The organism is Microbispora sp. CA-102843 (assembly GCF_050936215.1).
Classification (GTDB): Bacteria; Actinomycetota; Actinomycetes; order Streptosporangiales; family Streptosporangiaceae; genus Microbispora.
The window spans coordinates 9,184,521-9,206,350 of sequence record NZ_JBNJNF010000001.1; the positions used below are offsets into that span (position 1 = coordinate 9,184,521).

The following is a 21,830-nucleotide window of genomic DNA, read 5'->3' on the forward strand; positions in this document are numbered from 1 at the left end:
CGACGTGTCCGTGAGACGTCGGGCGCGCCTACGGGGCGTCGGGGCGCCAGCCGGTGGCGTCCTGCTCGGTGATCTCGCGCAGGACCCGGGCGGGGTTACCGGCGGCGATGACGCGCGCGGGGACGTCTCGGGTCACGACGGCCCCGGAGCCGACGATCGCGCCGTCGCCGATGGTCACACCGGGGTTGATGGTGACCCCGCCCCCGATCCACACGCCGTCGCCGATCGTCACGGGCCTGGCGTAGCAGGCCCCGGCGACGCGCTCGCCGGGATCGATGGCGTGGTTGGAGGTGTAGATGCTCACGCGCGGTCCGAGCAGGACGTTGTCGCCGATCGTGATTCGTGCGCCGTCGAGCATGACGGCGTCGAAGTTGGCGTAGAAGCCGGCTCCGACGCTGATGTTGTAGCCGAACTCGCACCGGAAGGTGGGCTCGAAGTGGGCGCCGGGGCCGACGTGGCCGAGCAGGTCACGCAGGAGAGCCTCGCGCTGGGCCTGGGGAGCGCCGAAGCTGCCGTTGTAGGCGTTGGTGAGCAGCACGGCGCGCCGGCGGGCGGCGACCAGTTCGTCGGTCAGGTCGTTGTACATCTGCCCGGTGAGGATGTGGGCGCGCTGTGCCTCGAGGCTCACGGTTGTCTCCTGCCGCGTTCGATCTTCGTCGGCTGCGCGACCGATTCGGAGCCTGGCCGCGCAGGTGCCGGGTTGAGTGCTCGTCGAGGATCAAGTGTTGCGGAGGCCGGCGACCGACGCCGATGGGGGCCTCTCCTGTTGGCCGCATGACCTGCGGAACCGGCCGCGCGATTGACGTCACACGTCGCACCGAGCCAGGCGTCAGTCGGTACGTGGGAGGGCGAACCGCTGGGCGAACGCGGACATCTCGTCCCGCTGGCGCTCCGGTTCGGTAGAAGAGGGGCTGACCACGATGCGGGTCACGCCCTGTGCGGCGTACGTCTCGACGCGTTCGGGGGACATGTCGATCGACCCCCAGCGCGTGTGTTCCAGCACGTCGGGATCGCGGCCGGCCTCGGCGGCCGCGGTGCGGGCCAGTTCCCATTGGATGGCGCGTTCCTCCGCGGTGAGCGCGCCGCCCGGGAAGTAGCCGTCGCCACGCCGTCCAGCGCGGCGCGCGGCGGCCCGGCTCGACCCGCCCACGTGGATCGGAAGGTGTGTGACGCCATGGGGCTTGGGATAGCTGCACACGTCGTCGAACCCGAAGAACTCGCCCGTGAAGCTGACGCCTTTCTCGTCCCCCTCCCACAGCAGCCGCAGCACGTCGATGGCCTCGTCGGCACGGCGTCCGCGGGTGCCGAAGTCGACCCCCGTCGCTTCGGCCTCGCCGGGCAGGGTGCCCAGCCCCACGGTCAGCAGTCGCATCCGCCCCTTCGACAGCACGTCGACGGTCGCCAGGCGCTTGGCCAGGACAACCGGGTGGTGGTACGGCAACAGCAGCACGGCCGTGCCGAGCAGGAGGCGTCGCGTGGCCGCCGCGACGAAGCCCAGGCAGTCGAGCGGATCGGGGTAGGGCAGCGTCGGCGGGATCTCGAAGGAGCCGATCGCGGCACCGGGATACAGCACGATGTGTTCCGGCAGGTACAGCCCCTCGAAGCCGCAATTCTCGGCATGGCGGGCATAGGCGACGAGCGCGTCGGGGTCGAGCCCGCCCGCCGTGGAGTAACTGATCGCGAATTTCATCGGGGCTCCTCGGGCCGGTGGTTCGCGATCACGCTAGAACCTTGCCGCAGGCGTCAAGGCAAGGGCGGAGCCGTCTCAGGCCGGGTAGGCATGCGTCTCGGTGGCCTTGCGGCCCAGACCTACTGGCCGGGGGGAGGTCGAGGCCGGTGGAGTGACGTCGTCGAGCAGCGGGATCGGCCCGTGGAGGGTCTTGGTCGCCACGGTCTCTCATCTCCGAGCCAGCGCCAGATAGCGCTCATCGGTGTCGTGGTAGTCGAGCAGGGTCCAGCCGGCGGTGTGCAGCAGGGGACGGAGGTTGTGCTCGGCCCGTATGTCGTCGGGGGTGAGGGTGCGGCCGCGCCGTGCCGCGAGCACCGCACGGCCCACGGGATGGAACAGCGCCAGCCTCCCGCCGGGGCGGGTCACCCGGGCCAGCTCGGACAGCACCGCCCCCGGCTGGAGAACATGGGAGATCAGCCCGGAGGCCAGCACGCCGTCGGCCACGCCGTCGCGGAGCGGAAGCCGCCCGACGTCGGCGATCAGCAGCCGGCCGTACTCACCTCGTCCCCGCGCGCGGGCCGACCGGATCATCTCCGGGGTGACGTCCACGCCCACCACGTGCCCGCTGGCCCCGACCGCGTCCCGCAGCAGGGAGAACGCGCGGCCGGTTCCACATCCGGCGTCGAGGACCGAACCCCCGGCAGGCAGGGCCATCTCGGCGATCGCGGCGGCGAAGGCCGGGCCGTCGTCGGGATACTTCTCCTCCCAGGTGGCCGCCCTCGCGGCGAAGAACTCCCTGGTCTCCTCAAGGGATCGATCGTTCATGGTCTTCGGCTCCTCAGTGGAAGGAGGTGGATGAACGATTCGACCACGGTGCGGGCCTCGTCGCGAAGCCGAGCGCCCGTCCGCCGCCCCGCCGGACGTACGGCGCTGCCACGGGACGTACGGCGCTGCCGCGGGACGTGGTCAGGACGGCAGGGCGGCGGCGATCGTGCCGGTGGCCGCGAGGGTGACGCCCAGGCCCTCGATCTCGTCGCGACCGCTGTCGGTCAGGCGGGAGACGGCGTCCTCGGCCAGGACCAGGCGATAGTCGCGTTCACTGGCTTCGACCAGCGTCGCGCGGGGGCAGTTGGGAAGGTTGCACCCGGCGACGACGAGCGTGTCCACCCCCCACTCCCGGAGAATCTCGTCCAGCGGAGTCCGATAGAAGGCGCCCCAGCGGGGCTTGAACAGGGCGTACTCGCGCTCGCCCAGGCGCTGCGGGCGGCCGCTGAGCAGCAGGTCCGCGTCCAGCGGCGGGGCGCCGGGTGGCAGCAGCGGCTCGGCCAGGGCGCTGCCCGCGCTGCCGGGGATGACGATCCGGGCCCCGCTCGCCAGCAGGGACCGTCGGACGAGGTCCGCGTCGTGGCCGTCGGGGTGGTACAGACGGACGATGTGCACGATCGGCCGCCCGGCCTCCCGGAACGCCGCCGTCAGCTCGGCCATCGCCGGCAGCAACTCGCTGGTGCCCGGCACACCGTATGGCGCGTCGGAGAGGAAGTCACGCTGCACGTCGATCGTCAGCAGTGCCGACGAGGCCCAGTTGGGCGCCAGGTGGGGGTCGGTCACAGGCTCACCCTACGCCGGTGGATCATCGCCGACCGGCAGAGTGCCCGATCAAAGTGGCAGCGTGATCCGGTCGACGCACCAGTAGAGGCTGACCGCCACGATGGGGACCGACATGGCGGCGGGCACCCAGCGCACCGCGGAAGTACGGCGCAGCAGCACCAGCAGCGGGAAGAGCACCGCGATGATCAGCAGCTGGGTCGCCTCGATGCCGACGTTGAAGCTCAGCAGCGACAGGAGCAGCTCCCACGACCCCTTCTCGTCGATGTCCAGCGCGCTCGCGAAGCCGAGCCCGTGCACCAGGCCGAAGGCGAAGACGATCGGCAGCCGCCACCTGCCCAGTTTGTCCTCGTCGCGGCCCAGGAGGTTGGCGACGGCCACGACGATGATCGACACGGCGATCACCGGCTCGACGATCCCCGCGGGAACGTCCACGATCCCCAGCGCCGCAAGGAGGAACGTGATGCTGTGGGCGGCCGTGAACGCGGAGGCCGTGACGACGACGTCGCGCAGGCGGCGGGCGCCGATGAGCAGGGCGAGCAGGAAGAAGATGTGGTCGAGGCCGGACAGCAGGTGCTCGGCGCCCAGCAGGAAGAACTCCCCCACCTGGTTGGAGGCCCGGTGCTCGCCGACCCGCAGCGTCGGGTTCCCGGCGCTCAGGACCGCGGAACCCGTCGTGCCGTCGAGCGTGTAGCCGACGATCGTCTCCGTGCTGTGCACGAAGCTCTCGGCGTCCGGGAAGAGCGCACTTGAGATCGCGTGTCCTGCCCCGCCGTCGCCCGCGCAGTGGTAGTCGAGGGTCACCACCGCGAAGGCCACCTTGTCGCGGTCGCGCACGCCCGCGTCGCCCACCGGGGTGGGCGTGCAGGGCCTGTCGCCGTACGCCACGGCGAAGCGGCGCGTGACGTAGTCGACGACGGCGGCGTGGTTCTTCTTGAGCTGGCGGAGTTGCTCGGCCCGCTCCTTCGCGTCGTACGCCTCGGCGTACAGCCAGGCCGACTTCATGAGGAGGTCGTACTCCAGGTCGAGCACGACTTTGACGTCCGCGCCCGTTCCGGTCACCGTGGCGTGCGCCTTGGTGGTCGCGTTGTGCGCCGCCGCCGGAGCGGAGAACGCCATCAGGCCGCCGAGGACACAGGCGAGAGCGCGGACGGCGGCGGACAGCCTGCGAGACATGTCTCGTTCTCCAGGTTTCGAGGGGGTCCAGGTTCGAGGGGCCCAGGTTCGAGGGGCCCAGGTTCGAGGGGGAAGGCCGCCCCGGACGCTCCGCGCTGACGCGGGGGTCCGGGGCGGCGATGACGGTTACCTGCGGTGGAACCAGCGGTAGAGAGGCGAGTCCGGTCCCCACTTACCGGGGCGGCCGTGCTCGTCCTTCGTGACGAAGACGCTCGGCTCGGAGGCGGTCACGCCGCCGCCGGTGGAGCGTGCGGTGACGAACCAGGCGTAGGCCGTGTCGCCCTTGAGACGGTTCCAGGTCACCGAGGCCACCTGACCCGACGGGACCGTGCTCGTGCCGACGACCCGGGTGGGCTTGTAGATCGCCAGCGAGTCGGTCGTGAAGCTCGTCGTACGGGTGGTGAGATCGACCGGCAGCACCATGTTGTCCTCGCGGCCGTCGTAACGGCGCAGCGGGTCGAACTCGCCCGCGCCGAAGTCGTTCAGCAGCGGTGAGTAGGTGTCCACGGTCAGCTCGGCCCGCTTGACGTTGAACTGCAGCAGCCGGAAGAAGCTCGCGCCGAACTGGAGCTGGTCGTCCGGGTTGTATCCACCGACCTGGGTGAGCCCGAGGCGGTCGGCCGAGACCGTGTAGAACTGGTAGTCGGCCAGCAGTTCGACGACGCCCTTGCCGACCTGGCCGACCTTCGGCTTCACGTTGGTGGCCACGCCGTGCTCGTGCCCGGCGAGGATGAGGAAGACGTTCGGGTTCTTCTCGACCACCGTCTTGTAGAGCATCGAGCCGTCGGGCGCCGAGAATGCCGCGCCGCGCCCGTCCGGGTTGGTGCTCGGCACGAGGTAGTCGTGCGAGAGCAGGATGCCGTTGCGGTCGGGGAACCGCTTGAAGATGGAGTCGGCCCACTCGGCCTCCTCCCGGGTGACGCCGTACGACAGGCCGACCACGACGAAGTCCAGCCCGCCGGCGGAGAACAGGTCGTAGTGGTTCTGGTTGTCACCCTCCTTCCACGGCCCGCCGTACTCGGCGTGCTGCCAGCCCTGCGCCGCCGTCTGGTAGCGGCCGGGGCCGTAGTACTTGTTGTAGATCGCCTCCGGCCCGTCCTCGGTGCCCGACTGGTTGTCGTGGTTGCCGGCGATCACGCCGTTCGGGATCTTCGCCTCGTCCAGGACGCGCTGCTGCTTCGACGAGACCTCGAACTCGCCGACGACCTGCCGCTGCGTCGCCTCGTCCGCGGGCTTGCGGATGTTGTTCTCGATCAGGTCGCCGGTGTGCGCGACGTACGAGATCTTGCGCTGGTCCTTGTTGTCCTTGATCCAGTTGACGACCCCGGCGTACGCGGACTCCCACACCGCGCGCTCCTCGGCGGTCTCCTGCTCCACCGCGCCCTCCGACAGGTACTGCGTGTCGGTGAAGTGGACGATCGAGAAGTCGTACGTGGAGGGGTCGGCGAAGCCGTTCGGGTCACCGGGGTCGATGTCGTCGGCGAAGGGGTCCTCGCCCGTGACCATCACGTGGACCTGCTGCCCGTCGACGTACTGGTCGGCGACCACGGCGGTGAGCGCGGTCTGGCCCTCGGGGGCGCCGCGGGAGCTCGTCAGCAGATCCCACGCCCGGGTCTTGGTGTTCCACGCCCGCAGCGACACCAGGCGCTCGGGGTCGATGACGCCCTCCCAGCGCAGGACCGGGGCGTCCACGTGCCCCTTCACCTGGATGTCGTACCGCTGGTAGGTGATGTCCCGGCCGGCGGGCGCGTCGAGCGTCGCGCCGTCGGCAGGCTCCAGCCCCGCGGCCTTGACCTTCTTCTCGCCGGGCACCTTCAGGGTCGTGGGGACGGTCTCCGCCACGCCCTGGAACGCCTGGTTCGGGGTCAGGATGTCGGCTTCGGAGAACGTCGCCTTGACCTGGCCGCCGCCGGGCTCGGCGACCTTCGCCGAGAGCGTGACGGAGCCCGACACGTCGACGGCTCCGGACGCCGGGGTGAGCTCGGCGGGGGCGTCCGGGACGCCGGCGGACTCGAACGAGACCTCCCGGGTGGCGGTGTTGCCGAGCGAGTCAGCGGCGGTCACGGCGAGGGTGTGCGAACCGGGCCGCAGTCCGGGGCCCACCTGGGCGCCCAGCGCGATCGGCTGCCCGTCGAGCGTGACGTCCGGCCCGGACACCACGCCGGAGGCGTCCTCCAGCTTGACGTCCAGCACGACGGACGCGGTGATCTTCTCGCCCGCGGCGGGGACGCTCGTGGCGACCTTGGGCGCCGAGTTGTCGGTGATCAGCGTACGGGTGGCGGTCTCGCCCGTGGTCGAGATCGCGGCGAGGGTGTGCTTGCCGTCCTTGATCGCGGTGGTGTCGAGATCCGCGCTCAGGCCGCCGGCGGGGGCGTCCACGAGGAACTCGAGGTCGATCTCGGTCAGCAGGTTCACGTTGTCGCCGCAGTTGCCGTCGCCCATGCTGTAGGAGCTCTTGAGCATCTGACCGGTCGCCGTGCCCCGCACCGGGGTGAGGGCGATGTTCGAGATCGCGAAGTCGTCGCGGTTGTTGCCACACGACGTCGGATAGGTGCCGGTCACGAAGTCGATCGTGTTCCAGCCGGGCACGAGGTACTCGTTCGGGAAGGTGAAGTCGACCCGCCGGCTCACGAAGTCGCCGTCGAGCACCACCTTCCGCCCGTTCACGAGCAGGTAGTTCTGGTAGCGCGCCTCGATCGAGTTGGTGCCCACGGTGAAGCTGAGGGTCGCGTCACCCGAGCCGAGCGTCTGGACGACGTGCACCGCCGGGGCGTCGATCGTGTAGCGCAGTTCGACCTCGCGGAGGGCGGTCTGGCTGCTGCCGCAGTCGCCGTCGCCCAGGTCGTAGGACGGCTTGATGTCCTGACCCTTCACGGTGGCGCCGTCGAGGGCGAGGTCGAGATTGGCGATGGTGAAGTCGTCGCGGTCGGTGCCGCAGGACGCCTTCCAGTCGCCGGTCACGACCTTGACCGTGTTGTCGCCGGGCACCAGGAACCGGGCGGGAACGGCGACCGTGACGCGCCGGCTTGCCCAGGTGCCGCCCAGGTCGATGCGCTTGCCGTTGACGAGCAGGAAGTCGTCGTACTTGTCGTCGATCGAGTCCGCGCCCACGTCGAAGCTGAACATCGCCGCGCCGTTGCCCAGGGTGGCCTTCGTGGCGGGTTCCGCGCCGTCGACGGTGAGGGACGAGACGCCGCCCGCACCGGCGGCGGGCACGGTCGCGTGGATCGGCGTGGTGTGTGCCACCAGCGTGCCGTCCGTGGGCAGCAGCCGGGGCGCCCCGGCCGGGGCGTTGTTCACCGTCACGGTGTGCTTGACCGTGGCCCCGGACGCGGCCTTGGCGGTGACGGCGTGCTCGCCGTTGCCCAGCCTCGTGGTGTCCAGGTCCGTGGCGAGACCCGTGGTGCCCTGCGGGTCGCCCTTGACGAAGAACTTCAGCGCGGCCTGCTTGAGCAGCGCGGTGTTCGAGCCGCAGTTGCCGTCGCCGAAGGACAGGGTGTAGGGGTTGTCCTCCCCGTCCGCGACCTCACCGAGCAGTTCGAGGCCCACGTCGGACAGGACGAAGTCGTCGTAGTTGGTGCCGCACGAGCTCTGGATCGTCCCGGCGAAGATCTCGATGGTGTTCTCGCCCTTGACGAGGTGTTCGTTCGGGATCTCGATGGTCGCCCGCTCGTTCACGAGGTCGCCGATGTCGCTTCGGTAGACGCCGTTCACGAGCACGTAGTTGTGGTATCGCGCCTCCGTCGAGTTCGAGCCGACGTCGAAACGGAGCCTCGACACGCCCACCGTACGGGTGGCGTTCAGAGCGGTGCCGTCGACGGCCAGCTCGGTGACGCTGTCACCGGCCGCGGCCGGGACCGCGGCGACCTTGACCGTGCCCTCGATGTACGAACCGCCGGCGGGGCTGAGGGTGGGCGGGGTGGGGGAACCGGTCGGCGTCGGGCTTGGGCGCCCACGACTCGCTCCTCCCGGCTTCGGGTCGGCGTGCGCCGCCGTCACGACGCCGCTGACAAGCAGAGTCGCGACCATGGCGATCACGGCGGCCACGGCGAGACGCCCTCGCCTCCTCAGGCCTCCCAGCAGCTTTCTCGCTGCCACTGGCTGCATCAGGTGCAGTCCCTTCCATCACGTTGCATAAAGCGCCGGTAAAGCGGCGCGGTCTCGAGCGGTCACAGTGGATCTCGCGAGTGAACGAAGTGCGTGAAGAGACTGAAGCAAAGACGAACTATCGCCTCATTCTGGTCATCCGTTACGAATCAGGAACGACTAGGTCACAACGCCCGCAATTCCGCAAAGCACAACACTCTGCCGAACTTCGTGCAGATTTATCCCTGTATGTCCGGAAAGGGCACTTCTGCTGACAGAGCACCGGATGAGCGAGCGGCGGCCGTCGGGGATCATAGGCGTGGCAGGTCCCGGGACAGGAAGGCGGGCGCGATGGACTTCCGCGACGATGTGGATCTCGACGCGTCACAGGTGGAGGAGGGCGGTGGCGGGTTCCCGGGCGGCGGGCTCGCGATCGGCGGGGGCGTCGTCGGCGTCGTCGCCCTGGTCGTCGCCCTGCTCCTGGGCGTCAACCCGGCCGATCTCCTCAGCGGTGGAAACTCCTCGTCCGGCGGATCCACGGGCGCGCGTCCGGCCTCGGATCTGAGTGCCCAGTGCAAGAAGGGCAGCGACGCGGACCAGTCGGAGAAGTGCCGCGTGGTGGGTGTGGTCAACAGCGTCCAGAAATACTGGCGGGACGCCTTCGCCGAGCGGGGCAAGCAGCCGTACCGCAACGCGCGGACCGTCCTGTTCACCAACGCCGTGAGCACCGGCTGCGGCCAGGCGAGCTCGGCGGTCGGCCCCTTCTACTGCCCGGCCGACAGCCGGGTCTACCTCGACCTCGGCTTCTTCAAGGAGCTGGAGAGCCAATTCGGCGCCAAGGGCGGGCCGTTCGCCCAGGCGTACGTGATCGGCCACGAGTACGGCCACCACGTGCAGAACCTCCTCGGCACCACCCGGCGGGTCGGCGGCGACAGCCAGGGGGCGGACAGCGCCTCCGTACGGCTGGAGCTTCAGGCGGACTGCTACGCCGGGGTGTGGGCGAAGAACGCGGTCGACACGGGGTTCTACGAGAGCCCGTTCACCGCGGCGGACATCCAGGAGGCTCTGGACGCCGCGGCGGCGGTGGGCGACGACAGGATCCAGAAGCGCACCCAGGGCAGGGTGGATCCCGAGGGGTGGACGCATGGGAGCTCACGGCAGCGGGTGAAGTGGTTCACCACGGGATACAAGACGGGCGTCCCCGCCCGATGCGACACGTTCTCCGGCACCATCTGACGTTTTCCCTGCGTGCTCGACGCTTACCGAGGTTTTCCCGCCGCGAGCTACTGGCGTTCCCCTTGTGACGTGCATTGTGTGGGGAGACAGTCATCGCGGCGGCGGGGGGCATCCGATGACGCAGGGGCTGCACGAGTTCATGGCGGTGGCGGGCCCATGGGCCTACCTGGTGGTCGGGCTGATGGCCTGCGCGGAGACGGGCGCGCTCATCGGGCTCGTCGTGCCGGGTGAGCTCACCCTGTTGATGGCCGGTTTCCTCGCCTTCACGGGGCACGTCAGCCTGCCTCTCATGATGGCCGTGGCCGGCGTGGGCGCGGTGGCCGGGGATTCGATCAGCTACCAGATCGGCAGGCGGCTGGGGCCCCGTGTGCGCGACAGCCGGCTGGGCCGCCGGGTGAGCGCGGAGCGTTGGGACCGCACCGAGGACTACCTGCGGCGGCGCGGCGGGTGGGCCGTCCTCTTCGGCCGCTGGGTCGGTCTGCTGCGCGCCCTGGTCCCCATGCTCGCCGGCATGGGACGCCTGCCGTACGCCAGATTCCTCGCCTACGAGGTGCCCGGCGGCCTGGCCTGGGGGGCGGGCACCGTGGGGCTCGGGTACGCCGCGGGAGGCTCGTACGAGCTGGTGGAGCGGGTCTCCGGGCAGGTCGGCCTCCTGGTCGTGGCCGGCCTCGTCGTACTGGCCGTCGTCGGCCTGGGCGTCCGCCGGCTGATCCGGCCGCGCTCACCGGTCGCGAAGTGCGCCAGGGCCACTACGCCCTCCGGCCGCCCGGTGAAGGGGTGGATACAGCAGCGTTGAGGCGTTATCGCGATGCGGGCCGTGCCCGTGCGGTCAGCGACCATATGCTCCAGGCGAACCAGCCCACCGGGATCTCGATGAGGTGGGCGAAGAACCAGAACAGCAGCACCGCCGCCGTGGCCGCCCCGGGCTCGACGCCGAAGCCGATCAGCGCCAGCGCGGTCGCCGACTCGCTGATCCCCGATCCGCCGGGGGTGATGACGGCGGTGGTCAGCACCCGGTTGATCGCGAAGGCGGCGACCGCCTCGGGGACGGCGACTTCGGCGCCGGTCACCCGCAGGCACCCGATGAACAGAACGCACTGCAGCGCCATGTAGGCGACCATGCCGAGCGTCAGCCGGGGCCAGCGCGTACGAGTGATCTCGATGGTGGAGTGACGCAGGTCGAGCAGGAAGTCTCGCAGGCACGGCTTCCGCTTGAGCGGCAGGAACCGGACGACCCGATCCAGGCCCCGCCCCAGCAGGTCGGCCACCGCCTCCCGATGGAGGGCGGCCGACATGGCGACGACGACGCCGATGAGCAACGCGCCGCCGACCCCGGCGGCCGTCGCCAGCCGGCGATCCGGCATGTACCCCGCGCCGAGCAGGCAGACGAGTCCCACGGCGGGGAGCAGGAAGCGGGACAACAGGTTCCACACACCCGTCACGACCGTCGAGGTCACCACCGGCCGCCGTCCGAAGCCCCACCTGGTCATCATCGCGAAGGTCATGGCCACGCCCACGGCCCCGCCGAACGGCAGCACGTTGCTGGCACCGCTGCCGACGCAGTTGACCAGCAATGCCCGGCGTCTGCTCAACCCGGGCAGGGAGTCGCTCACCACGTGGGAGTACGCCCACAGCCCGGCCAGCCACAGCCCCGTGAGCACCGCCATCGCGCCCCAGCCGACCCGCACCAGGCGCTCGTCGAGCTGCCCCCAGGTGACTCCCGTGATGTGCGGAAGGAAGGAGATGAGCACGGCCGCCAGCGCCAGGGAGATCAGCGACATGACGACCCTGCTGCGGGACGCGCGACTCGCAGCCACCTCTGCTGCCTCCGCCGGAATGGTCTCCACGCCGATTCGCCGCCCCCTCGCACCGTGTCCGCTTCGCCCGTATATGAGAGTCAAATGGAGAACAATCCCAAACCTGCACATTTGAGCAAAATTGACGGCAAGCTTGCGGAAAACCCTGCCCAGCGACCGCGGCAACCGCTTGCCGGGCGGCGCTGATCACCGGAAGAGCGATCTTTACGGGCGGCCGGAACCCGGCCACCGCGCTTGATCGTTCAGGTGGGCGGCTGACACACCTCATCGACCGTCGACAGGGAGAAACACGTGGTCTTCAAGCGGATGCTGGGCGCTCTCGGGGTGGGCGCCCCCTCGGTGGACACCGTACTGACCACCCCACGAGTCCGGCCGGGCGGCGTGCTCACGGGCGAGGTGAGACTGTCCGGCGGCGACTTCGACGCCGAGATCGAGGACATCACTCTCGGCCTGGTCGCCGGGGTGGAGATCGAGCACGGCGACGGCGAGAGCGCGGGGCTCGGGGAGTTCTCCCGCGCCCGGGTGTCCGGTCCGTTCACCCTGCGCGAGGGCGAGAACCGGAGCATCCCCTTCCAGATCCCGGTGCCGTGGGAGACCCCGATCAGTGAGATCGACGGGCAGCGCCTGACCGGCATGGCGCTCGGCGTGCGCACCGAGGTGTCCATCGCGAAGGCCGTCGACAAGGGCGACCTCGACCCGGTCGCCGTCGAGCCGCTCCCCTCGCAGCTTCGCGTCCTGGAGGCGTTCCTCCAGCTCGGTTTCGCCTTCAAGTCGGCCGACCTGGAGGCCGGCCACCTGTACGGCGTGCGCCAGGAGCTGCCGTTCTACCAGGAGATCGAGTTCTACCCGCCCCCGAGGCACGCCGGTGTGGTGGGGGAGGTCGAGCTCACCTTCGTGGCCGACCCCGCAGGTCTGGAGGTGATCCTGGAGGCCGACAAGCGGGCCGGCCGTTACTCCGGCGACGCGATCGGCCGCTTCCGCGTCGGCCACGAGGACGCGGCGCGCATGAACTGGCCCGGTGAGATCGACCGCTGGCTGACCGGGCTCAGCCAGTACGGCGCCCAGCACGGGGCACCGTACGGTGACCACCACGGCGGCTACGAGCCCGGTTACGGGCACGGCTATGCGCACGGCTATGGGCACGGGGACCACGGGCACGGCGGCCACTACGAGGGCCACCACCCCCACCACCAGGAGCACCGCAGCGGCCCCGGCTGGGGCGCGGTTGCCGCGGCCGGCGCCGCCGGGATCGTCGGCGGCCTGGTGGCCGGCGAGATCGTCGAAGAGATCTTCGAGGACGACGAGGACGAGGGCGGGGACGGCGACTGGTAAGGCCCCACCCGCCACCTCTCCGCCCGGGACGGCACCGCCAGGTACGGCCCCGGGCGGGGAGCGGGGAGGCGAGGCCGTTCGCCGCCCGCGACATTGCCATCGCTTGATGTGTCGTCGTCCACAAGCGTGATCAGCGGAGTTGTAGCGTGGCAGCGGTCACATTAAGTGACATCACGCAAACAGGAGGTTACGCATGATCCGTCGACTACTCCTGGCCGGCGCGGCCTGCGCCGCCGGACTCGTCGTCATGGCGCCGATCGCCGCCTCGGCGGAGACGGCCACCCCGCTTCAGTCGGCCACGACCGCACAGGCCGACCTTCCGGGTCACGCCGGCGGGTGGGGGCACGGGTGGGATCACCCCGTGGGTCGCCCCTGGCACGGTGGCTACAGTGGCTACTGGGGCCGTCCGCTCGGCTACTGGAGCCGCCCGCTGGGCTACTGGAGCGCCCCGGTGGTCCTCGTGGACGGCCTCTACGGCGACGACTGCGGGGCCGACTACTACGCCACCCCCTGCGACTGATCCACGGCGATCGGGGACCTCATGAGAGATCCCGCCTGAGGATCGCACGCACAACCCTCGATCGAGCATGCGCTCGGCGGGGGATTTAAAAACCCCAGGTTGTCAGCAAATTTTGCTGACAACCTGGGGCCAAAGCCGGCCGCAATCCCCAGATCTTCGGATACCTTTCGTAGCCATTCCGTCTCTCTTCGTGCATGGCACGACTTCCTCGATCCGGAGCGCGCGATGAACGGCCACGACAGACCACGCTCTCCCCGGAGTACGGGACGAGCACCTTACGGCCCCGGCCGCACGGCCCGGCCCAAGCCGCCGCCCTACGCGCCTCCCGGGCGGGGCGACAGCACCGGTGGCGAACCTCTCAGCCGGCATGAGCCGGAACCGGAGCCCTCCCCGCTGCCGAAGGCCAGGCGCCATCGCTTCCTGACACGGCCCAAGCTGATCCGTTCAGCGATCGTGACCGCGGCCGCCGTCCTGACCGCCGTGAGCGTCTGGGCGAGCACCGACGCCGCCGGTCCGGTGCCGGGCTCGCCCCCGCCCGCCGGCACCGTGACCACGACGGTCCCCGATGTCGCGATCCCACCCACGACCTCTCCCTCGATGCCCGCGCAAACGCCGCCCGGCCACCGCTCCCGCTCAAGGCACGACCGCTCAAGGCACGACCGCTCAAGACACGGGGGGAAGGCCCTGCCGATGCGGGCCCGGCGGCATCACGGCTCCACTCATCCGTCGAGGCACACGCGTCCTCGCCTGCATGAACCCGACTTCTGCGGTCTCCTTCCGCCTCACCAGCGGCCGTCCTGCGAAGACGTGCCGACTCCCTGACGCCGCCTTTCGATCTCCTCCCATCGACTGAGGACGGCAGCCGCCCCCATCGACTCCGGCAAGTCCGCCTGGCACGTTCCAGACGTTCCGGGGCTCACGTCGTTCGCCGGACGAAGGCGCGGGTGACCGCGGTGCCGGCGTCACTCAGGACAGCGGCCAGTTCCTCGGTGATGAGGGTCTTTTCGACGGCAACCGTGATCTCCTCCGTCGCGAACTCGGCCACGGCGAGCTCATGGCCGAGATCTCCGGTTCTTCTGATGCGGACGCGGAGCGCCGGCATCGGGCGTGCGTCCTCGACGGGCTGAAGCAGCTTCAGCGTCGCCGCGCCGATCTCGTCCATGGGGATGGTCAGCTCGGGGGCGAACTGCCTCTCGTCGACATAGGCGATGATCCGGTTGCCTTGAAGTGCGTGGTGGATTACTGCCGGGGAGCTATGCAGCAACTGGGCGCGACGGAATTCCACTGATGGTTGCGACGGTGATGACACGAATCATCCACCATATCCTTTCTGTGCAATCACGTCCCCGATCGTTTCGCTGCTCGATGCCAGGAAAGTTTGACGCATCAGCACCGGCGAAGGCGACCGTGCATCCGGAAAATCACTTTTCCTCCCTTTCCGGCTCGGCCGCGCTGTTGATCGCCTGCATGAGTTCATCGGCGAGGCGTGCGCACTGTTCAGATGTATAACCCGCGGGCACGCGGAAGATCAGGCGTTCTCCGGGGCCGGTCCGAACGTCGGCGATATCCCACCCAATCCACTGGCTGATAGCCAGTGCCTTGACGCTGTCCGGATCCATCTCGAGCCCGGCCGCGAGAGCCTCCAGGCGCCACAGATCAGGCATGCGCGAGACCCGGCCGCTCAGCACGTCGGTTATCCACTGGGCGGTGAGGCTTTGACCCGTACTCCCACTCACCGACCTCAGCGCGAGCGTACGGATGCTCATCCCCTTGTCCGCCACATAGCCGCGGATGCAGTCGCTCAGGGGGGTGGGGGGCTGGTCGGGTGTCACGCGCTGCGACGGCATTCGGTTGTCAGCTCCTCGACTCTTTCTGGCCGCGATCACCACCATCATGCCCGCTAGATCCTGACGACAGGGAGCAAACCCCAACGAAGCCAGGGACCAGTTGTGTCAACAAGATGCGTCATAAAACGCCGTCCTTCACAAGATTTATTCGCGGAAACCTTTCGTTTTCACGTGCACCCGTGCGCTCGGTCGGATTAGAGTGCGACCTGCAGTCGGGACGTCAGCAGAATCTGATGATGAAGTTTCCATCGGAGAGGTTCGCTATGGCGGGAAAGCCGCAGATGCACCTTCGGAGCGTGGCGCTCTTGCGCGCCTTGATGATCGGTCGCAGTCACAGCGTGGCCGATTTCGCTCGCCAGGCAGCCGTTACCAGACAGTGCATCGACGGTCTGCTCAAACGAGGCACGTGCCGCCGCACCACGGCGGACGCCATCGCGGCAGCAGCGGGGGTGCGGACTCTCGACCTTTTCCAGCCCTCCGTGTCGTCAAAATCTGCTGACAGAAATGGGGACTCGTGATCGCATTACGCGTTTCCGATCCGGGGTCACCCCTGATCCTCGGCGGAGGCTCTCACGGGGAGTCCGACTCGAACCGCCTCGACTGCAGTCCTGCGCATCCCGCTTCGCCGTCGTCACACCGCCGGCTTCCGGGATGCGTGTTCGATCCGACAGCAGCACACCTCACGAAAGGAATCGTCTCTTGACGATGAAGAAGGCCCTCCTCACGGGGGCACTCGCCACCGCTGCCCTGATCGCTCCCGCGGTGCTGGCAGCCGAAGCCGCGAGCGCGGCGAGCACGGCGTCGCAGGCGACGAGCAGCGTCTCCCGCCAGGTCGACACCCCCAGGCGCGGCCCGGATCCGCGCGCGGACATCCGCGTCCATCAGTTCATCCTGAGGGGCAAGACCTACATCCTCCCCAGCTGCCAGTACGTCGTCAACGGCGGCGTCTACATCTCGCCGTCCTGCGGGGCGGGCCTGACCAAGCCGGTGTACATCCTGTCCGGCCGCACCTACGCCCTGCCGGGCGACTGGTGCGACCAGGCCGTCACCGGCCTGCCCGGCCGCTGGTACGGCCTTCCCGGCTACCAGCTCGGCACCGGTATCCACGAGTACGTCGTGGCCGGCCGCACCTACATGCTTCCCAGCTGTCAGTACGTCGTCAACGGCGGCGTCTACGTCTCGCCGTCCTGCGGGGCGGGCCTGACCACGCCGGTCTACATCGTCGGCGGTCGCCAGTACCCCCTGCCCGGCAGCTGGGGCTGCGACTCGACCATCGGCCTGCCCGGCCGCTGGTACGGTCTCCCCGGCCGCGGGTACTGGAACCCGGGCCACAACTGGGGCGGCGACCACTGGGGCGGCCACTGGGGCAACGGCACCTGGGGCGGCCACGGCGGTCCTGGCGGCGGCTGGGGCGGCCACGGCGGTCCGGGTGACCCCGGTCACGGCGGTCCTAGCGGCGGCTGGGGCGGCCACGGCGCTCCCGGTGGTCCGGGCGGCGGCTGGGGCGGCCACGGCACTCCCGGTGGTCCCGGCGGTTCCGGCGGTCCCGGTCAGGGCGGCCCCGGTCAGGGCGGTTCCGGCCACGGCGGCCCCGGCGGTTCCGGCGGCCCCGGTCAGGGCGGCCCCGGTCAGGGCGGTTCCGGCGGTTCCGGCGGCTGGGGACACCGCTAACCGGTCACCTCGTGTCAGCCGGCGCGGTGAACGGGGACGCCGCAGCGCCGGCGACGACAGCACCGAAATGCTCTCGGCGAGTGCGCGCCACCGCCGAGAAAGGCGAGGGACGTGGGGGTAACTAGTGGACGTCCCTCGTCCGGTTCGCGGCGGAGCTGCCTTCCGGGACACCGGATGATCGTTTGCATTCCGCCCCGCTACCTGGAGCAGGGGCGCGAATGGAAACGCGCCGCGAGAGAGCGGCTGCGACCGGCATCGTCGCAGCCGCTCTCCTTGTTTCGTCTCACCTGTGGACCGTACCCGCGTCCCGATCCCGTCACCCCGCAACGTGGCCCGCGTGACGGCCCCGCGGCCGAGCTTCGCCCGGGGACGAACCCTGGTACGGCCTCCGACGAAGGGAACCCCTCCGATGACCTTGGACTGGTGCATCGAGGTGGCGCTGCTGGGCCTGTTAGCCGCCTCGGCCTGGCCCCCATCCCGAGCCGGCCTGACCCGGCAGCAGCCGCGCCTGCTCGGCGACGTCGTCGAAGCCGAGTTCGACCAGCACCTGCGCCTGTACGTGCTCACGCACGTCCGCGCCGATGGATCCACCACCACGCCGCTCGTCGCCGATTGGGACCAGATCACGGCGTACGCCGCACAGTGCTCCAGCGAGATCGGCACCCTCTATGTATGCGTGCTGCACGGCGTGCAGAAGTGGTACTGGCAGTGGGGCCTGATGACCGACGCCCCGGCCGACGCGTCCGGAGGAAGGCGGGACGGGCGCCCGCGGCACGCGAAGCCGTACGGGTGCCGGCGGAGGCTCGACGCAGTGCTGGAGGAACTGGCTGAGCGGCGCACACCTCCGGTCTGCCGGTTTCGCCGGCGTCCCAGAACCATCGGGTGATGAACGCCCGCGGGGTTGCCTGACCTCCGTGACGGTGCCCCCCCTCAGCATGCCGCTCCGGCTCAGGCACCGAGCAGCGCGGCGACCGCGCCGGTCGTCACCGGGTGCCGGGCCAGCAGGGCCCGCACCTCGCCGTTCTCCTGCCCCGCGCTCCCCCACTCCGCCGTGCAGCCGAGCAGCGCGGCCACGGCGTCGCACGCCCGCGGGTGCCGGGTCAGCAGCGCGGACACCGGCCCGCTCGGCGCGGGTGCCGCCCCGGCCTTCCGTGCCGGTCCGGCCGGCCGCTCCCACGGCGGGGTCCATGTGTCCAGCTCCGCCAGCGCGCCGGGGAAGGTCCGGCCGGCCTCGCGGACGAGCACAGGGACCAGCTCCGGCGCGTGCCGGCGCAACGTGGTGATCAACGTCGGCAGCCACGGCAGCAGGACGGGGTCTGGCAGCCGTGCGAAGGCCTTCGACAGCGCCTCGACCACGAACGGCGCGAGGCCGGGGACGGGTTCGAGCGCCTGGACGAACCCGCTCACATAGAGCGGATAGGCCGGGACGACGAGCGGGTTGGCCAGCAGCTCGTCGCAGCGGGCGCGCAGCTCGTCCCTGGTCAGCAGGCCTAGCTGTGTCTGCGCCGCCCACAGCAGCGCGACCTTGGCCGGTGCCCGCGGGTGCGACTGCCGTACGGCCAGTTCGAGCTGGGCCCGGTCGCAGCCCAGCGACAGCGCGAGGCTCTCCAGCGTGAACAGGAAGCCGAGCATCGCGCCGACCTGGCGCACGCCGGCGTCGTCGTCGGCGAAGGCGGTGGGCAGCAGCGTGCAGTAGTGGGCGTACCCGGCCGTGACGAAGTCCTCGCACCAGGCGGGCAGCTCCGGTTCGCTCGCCCGGTAGTAGGTCAGCAGCCGCCTGATCCGGCGCAGCACCTCGGGTGCGTCGTCCACGGTGCGCTCGGCGGCCAGCAGCTCGACGGCGCGGGCGCCGAGCTCGCCGGCGAGGCGGCGGCCGCCCAGGTAGAGGATGGCGTCCTCGACGGCAGCGAGCGCGACTCCCGCCGTGGCCTGGGGGTCCCACGCCTTGCGGCGCAGCCGCTGCTCCAGCACCTGCTCGACCGTGACGCCCTCGTAGCCCAGCTCGATGATCTCCCGCTGGTGCCGGCCGAGCGCCACGTCCCAGCTCTCCTGGATCGGCCGCTCGCCGAGGCGGCGCGCCCCCATGATCGGCCGGATCGCGCCGTCGGGCAGCAGGTGACGCAGCGTCCACAGCAGGTCGGAGCACGGCTCCAGCTCGGGATCCGCCTTGAGGTCGAGCAGCACCCGCTGCTGGGTGCGCCTGGTCAGGTCCAGCCCGAGGGGCTCCAGCCGGTCGTACACGTCGCGGGCCAGCGGGGGCAGCGCCTCGTAGCCGACCATCCCGATCTTGTCGCCGCCCAGGAGGATCTCGCACAGGCGGCGGACGTCCCGGCGGCCCGGCACGACGTCCTTCTCGATGCAGGTGACGGCCGCGTCGGCGAAGTCGTACGGCGTGGGCCTGGCCCGGCCGCGCAACCCGGCGAGCAGGATCGACGTCTCGAACACGGCGATGGCGTCGGCCGTGCTGGCCAGATAGCCGTTGCGGCGGGCCAGCCGCACGATGTCGACGCACCATCCGCGCAGTTCGTCCTCGTCCAGGCCGTCCAGCGCGGGCGGGGTGGCGAGGAACCCCGCCAGCCGGTCGGCCTCCGGCTCGGCGGCGACGGGCGGTGCGGCCTTGGGCGTGGCCTTGGCGGCCCGCTTCCCGCGTCCGCCCTGCTGCCCCTCCAGCCGGAAGGACGTGACGCCCCCGCGCTTGACCGCCTTGGCCCAGGTGGCGGCGGCGATCGACACCGAGCCCTGAGCCAGGCCGAACTGCGCCTCGATCGCGGAGTGGCTGGAGGGGATCAGCCCGTACAGCCAGCGGGTGCCGGTGCGCGGGCCGATCTCGTACGGCGCCTCGGACCGCAGGCCGAACTCGGCGATCGTGCTGACGGCGTGGAAGGCCCCGCACACGTACAGGCAGTCGGCGGGGTCGGCGCCCGACGCGGCGAGGTGCTCGCGGATGCGCGTCCACATATAGCGCTCGCGTTCCTCGTCGACAGGCAGGCGGTCGTCCCCGTCGGGGCGCAGCCGCCGGAACAGGCTGCCGACCAGCGCCATCGCCTGGCGGTAGGTGTCGTAGTCGGCCCCGGTCAGCGGCTGCTCGACGTACTGGTCCCACCACTCCGACCAGTGCCGCACCTTGCCGTGGTGCAGCAGGTGCTTTTCCAGCTCGGCGAAGCGCGGTCGCAGGTCGCCGATCTCGACGCCCACGGCGTCACCCTGCAGGGCCGCCTCATCGCCGTGCCCGTCCTCGACCGAGCCGGACTCCCGCGGGGCCGGACCGCCGGTCTCGCCGTCGGTCTCCTGAGGCAGCCACTGGAAGACGTGGTCCACCGAGCGGTCGACCAGCACCACCTCGACGCCGGGGGTGTCGAGCGCGTACGCGATGGCCTGATACTCCGCCGACGCCTCCGTGACCGGCGCGATCACGCTGAGCGGTCCTGAGCCGGCCGGGAACCCGTCGAGCTGGGTGGCGAACGCCTGCAGCGCCACCGGCAGCCGGCAGTTGCGCAGCTCGTCCAGGAGCGGGCGCAGGTCCTCGCACAGCTCCAAATAGACGACCTTGGGCCGCTTGTCGCGCAGCCGCCGGGTCATGGCGAGGGCGGAGGCCGGCGAGTGGTGGCACACCGGGAAGATCTCCAGCTCCTCGCGCAGCATGCGGTCGACGTCGTCGACCATGCCGGACAGGATGGCGGGCAGGGCGTCCTTGCCGCCGGAGAAGGCCGCGGCGGCGTCGAGCAGCTGCTCGCGCAGGGCGTCGAAGGTGCTCATGACAGCGTCGAGATCGCCTGACGGCCGCCGTCGAGGAACCGCGTCCACTCGCCGCCGTCGTTCTTGCTGCGCGGTTCGACCACGCCGTGCCAGTACTTGTTGAGGATGGCGAGGTCCTCCGGGGCGCGCCTGGCCAGCGAGCCCACCAGGGCGCCGGCCAGCGTCTCGGCGCGCAGCGTGCGGTCGCCGAAGAAGTTGCTGTGCAGGATGGCGTCCTCCAGCACGCCGATCTGCTCGGCGGTGGACAGGGCCGACTCCAGCTTCTCGTCCTCGCTCGTGGCCGACGCCGCCGCGGCGCGCAGGTCGGCGAAGCTCTGCAGCAGGATGTCCAGGAGCGCGGGCGGCACGTCCAGCTCGATGTGGTGCCGGCGCAGCAGTTCCGTGGTGCGGAAGCGGACGATCTCCGCCTCGCTGGCCTTGCTCGTCACCACGGGGATGCGGACGAAGTTGAACCGCCGCTTCAGCGCCGAGGACAGGTCGTTGACGCCCCGGTCCCGGCTGTTGGCGGTGGCGATGATCGAGAACCCGGGCCTGGCGAACACCGTGTTGTCGGTGTCGAGCTCGGGAACGGAGACGTACTTCTCCGAAAGGATCGAGATCAGGGCGTCCTGCACGTCGCTGGTGGAGCGGGTCAGCTCCTCGAAACGGCCGATCATGCCCTGCTCCATCGCCGTCATGATCGGCGAGGGGATCATCGACTCGCGGGACTGGCCCTTGGCGATCACCATCGAGACGTTCCACGAATACTTGATGTGGTCCTCGGTGGTGCCCGCCGTTCCCTGCACGACCAGGGTGGAGTCGCGGCAGATGGCGGCGGACAGCAGCTCGGCCAGCCAGCTCTTGCCGGTGCCCGGGTCGCCGATCAGCAGCAGGCCGCGGTCGGAGGCGAGCGTCACGATGCTGCGCTCGACGAAGCTCCGGTCGCCGAACCACTTCTGCGGGATCTCGCGGTCCAGGCCGTCGGACCGCTCGCTGCCCAGCACGAACAGCCGGACCATCCGGGGGCTGAGCCGCCAGGAGAACGGCTTGGGGCCGTCGTCGATCGACTCCAGCCAGTCGAGCTCCTCGGCGTACTTCACCTCGGCGGGCGCACGGAGCATCTCATTGGTCATGTA

The 21,830-nt window shown here is 70.3% G+C and carries 19 protein-coding genes; 6 read left to right on the forward strand and 13 right to left on the reverse strand.

Translation table 11 applies throughout. The features are described from left to right. Positions 1-28: 28 nt before the first annotated feature. From ACQEVJ_RS42830 to ACQEVJ_RS42860, 7 genes are all read right to left on the reverse strand, one after another. Complete coding sequence (locus ACQEVJ_RS42830) at positions 29-628, reverse strand: sugar O-acetyltransferase (RefSeq protein ID WP_433110888.1); 600 nt, start codon at positions 626-628, stop codon at positions 29-31. Between the two features lie 201 nt (positions 629-829). Further along, complete coding sequence (locus tag ACQEVJ_RS42835) at positions 830-1,690, reverse strand: TIGR03619 family F420-dependent LLM class oxidoreductase (RefSeq protein ID WP_433110890.1); 861 nt, start codon at positions 1,688-1,690, stop codon at positions 830-832. Between the two features lie 75 nt (positions 1,691-1,765). Further along, positions 1,766-1,891 (reverse strand): hypothetical protein, encoded by a 126-nt coding sequence (locus ACQEVJ_RS42840; protein ID WP_433110892.1) that lies wholly within the window; start codon positions 1,889-1,891, stop codon positions 1,766-1,768. Positions 1,892-1,897: 6 nt separating this feature from the next. Next, positions 1,898-2,494 (reverse strand): class I SAM-dependent methyltransferase, encoded by a 597-nt coding sequence (locus tag ACQEVJ_RS42845; protein WP_433110894.1) that lies wholly within the window; start codon positions 2,492-2,494, stop codon positions 1,898-1,900. Positions 2,495-2,635: 141 nt separating this feature from the next. Further along, entirely contained in the window at positions 2,636-3,277 is a 642-nt protein-coding gene (locus tag ACQEVJ_RS42850) for a cysteine hydrolase family protein (protein WP_433110896.1), read from the reverse strand. Positions 3,278-3,325: 48 nt separating this feature from the next. Continuing rightward, the gene (locus tag ACQEVJ_RS42855; RefSeq protein WP_433110898.1) at positions 3,326-4,450 is read right to left on the reverse strand and encodes a HupE/UreJ family protein; all 1,125 of its coding nucleotides are present in this window, start codon (positions 4,448-4,450) and stop codon (positions 3,326-3,328) included. Positions 4,451-4,576: 126 nt separating this feature from the next. Further along, positions 4,577-8,497 (reverse strand): metallophosphoesterase, encoded by a 3,921-nt coding sequence (locus tag ACQEVJ_RS42860; protein ID WP_433110900.1) that lies wholly within the window; start codon positions 8,495-8,497, stop codon positions 4,577-4,579. Between the two features lie 390 nt (positions 8,498-8,887). Between ACQEVJ_RS42860 and ypfJ the strand changes: the two genes are divergently transcribed. After that, the gene (gene ypfJ, locus ACQEVJ_RS42865; protein WP_433110902.1) at positions 8,888-9,772 is read left to right on the forward strand and encodes a KPN_02809 family neutral zinc metallopeptidase; all 885 of its coding nucleotides are present in this window, start codon (positions 8,888-8,890) and stop codon (positions 9,770-9,772) included. 115 nt (positions 9,773-9,887) lie between these two features. After that, positions 9,888-10,568 carry a DedA family protein gene (locus ACQEVJ_RS42870; protein ID WP_433110904.1) on the forward strand — a complete coding sequence of 227 codons (681 nt, stop codon included), beginning with the start codon at positions 9,888-9,890 and terminating at the stop codon, positions 10,566-10,568. A gap of 4 nt (positions 10,569-10,572) precedes the next feature. On the opposite strand, the gene ACQEVJ_RS42875 is transcribed toward ACQEVJ_RS42870, so the two are convergent. After that, positions 10,573-11,589 (reverse strand): lysylphosphatidylglycerol synthase transmembrane domain-containing protein, encoded by a 1,017-nt coding sequence (locus tag ACQEVJ_RS42875; protein ID WP_433110906.1) that lies wholly within the window; start codon positions 11,587-11,589, stop codon positions 10,573-10,575. A gap of 291 nt (positions 11,590-11,880) precedes the next feature. Here ACQEVJ_RS42875 and ACQEVJ_RS42880 point away from each other — a divergent pair, with 291 nt between their 5' ends. Further along, positions 11,881-12,921 (forward strand): sporulation protein, encoded by a 1,041-nt coding sequence (locus tag ACQEVJ_RS42880; RefSeq protein ID WP_433110908.1) that lies wholly within the window; start codon positions 11,881-11,883, stop codon positions 12,919-12,921. A gap of 193 nt (positions 12,922-13,114) precedes the next feature. Further along, positions 13,115-13,441, forward strand: a complete 327-nt coding sequence (locus ACQEVJ_RS42885; protein ID WP_433110910.1) for a hypothetical protein — start codon at positions 13,115-13,117, stop codon at positions 13,439-13,441. 314 nt (positions 13,442-13,755) lie between these two features. Here the strand turns inward: ACQEVJ_RS42885 and ACQEVJ_RS42890 are convergent, their stop codons facing one another. The 3 genes from ACQEVJ_RS42890 to ACQEVJ_RS42900 all read right to left on the reverse strand — a co-directional run bounded on the left by ACQEVJ_RS42890 (position 13,756) and on the right by ACQEVJ_RS42900 (position 15,336). Continuing rightward, positions 13,756-14,025, reverse strand: coding sequence for a hypothetical protein (locus tag ACQEVJ_RS42890; protein WP_433110912.1), 270 nt, complete (start codon positions 14,023-14,025; stop codon positions 13,756-13,758). 332 nt (positions 14,026-14,357) lie between these two features. After that, the gene (locus tag ACQEVJ_RS42895; RefSeq protein WP_433110914.1) at positions 14,358-14,726 is read right to left on the reverse strand and encodes a hypothetical protein; all 369 of its coding nucleotides are present in this window, start codon (positions 14,724-14,726) and stop codon (positions 14,358-14,360) included. Between the two features lie 136 nt (positions 14,727-14,862). Beyond that, positions 14,863-15,336: a hypothetical protein gene (locus tag ACQEVJ_RS42900; RefSeq protein ID WP_433110916.1), complete on the reverse strand. Its 474-nt coding sequence runs from the start codon at positions 15,334-15,336 to the stop codon at positions 14,863-14,865. A 651-nt stretch (positions 15,337-15,987) separates the two neighbouring features. Between ACQEVJ_RS42900 and ACQEVJ_RS42905 the strand changes: the two genes are divergently transcribed. Both ACQEVJ_RS42905 and ACQEVJ_RS42910 read left to right on the forward strand, forming a co-directional pair. Next, complete coding sequence (locus ACQEVJ_RS42905; RefSeq protein WP_433110918.1) at positions 15,988-16,959, forward strand: hypothetical protein; 972 nt, start codon at positions 15,988-15,990, stop codon at positions 16,957-16,959. Positions 16,960-17,368: 409 nt separating this feature from the next. Next, entirely contained in the window at positions 17,369-17,845 is a 477-nt protein-coding gene (locus tag ACQEVJ_RS42910) for a hypothetical protein (protein WP_433110920.1), read from the forward strand. A 62-nt stretch (positions 17,846-17,907) separates the two neighbouring features. On the opposite strand, the gene ACQEVJ_RS42915 is transcribed toward ACQEVJ_RS42910, so the two are convergent. Both ACQEVJ_RS42915 and ACQEVJ_RS42920 read right to left on the reverse strand, forming a co-directional pair. Further along, positions 17,908-20,715 carry a DUF5682 family protein gene (locus ACQEVJ_RS42915; protein ID WP_433110922.1) on the reverse strand — a complete coding sequence of 936 codons (2,808 nt, stop codon included), beginning with the start codon at positions 20,713-20,715 and terminating at the stop codon, positions 17,908-17,910. Further along, positions 20,712-21,827: an ATP-binding protein gene (locus ACQEVJ_RS42920; RefSeq protein ID WP_433110924.1), complete on the reverse strand. Its 1,116-nt coding sequence runs from the start codon at positions 21,825-21,827 to the stop codon at positions 20,712-20,714. The genes ACQEVJ_RS42915 and ACQEVJ_RS42920 overlap by 4 nt, the downstream gene beginning before the upstream one ends. Positions 21,828-21,830 lie beyond the last annotated feature (3 nt).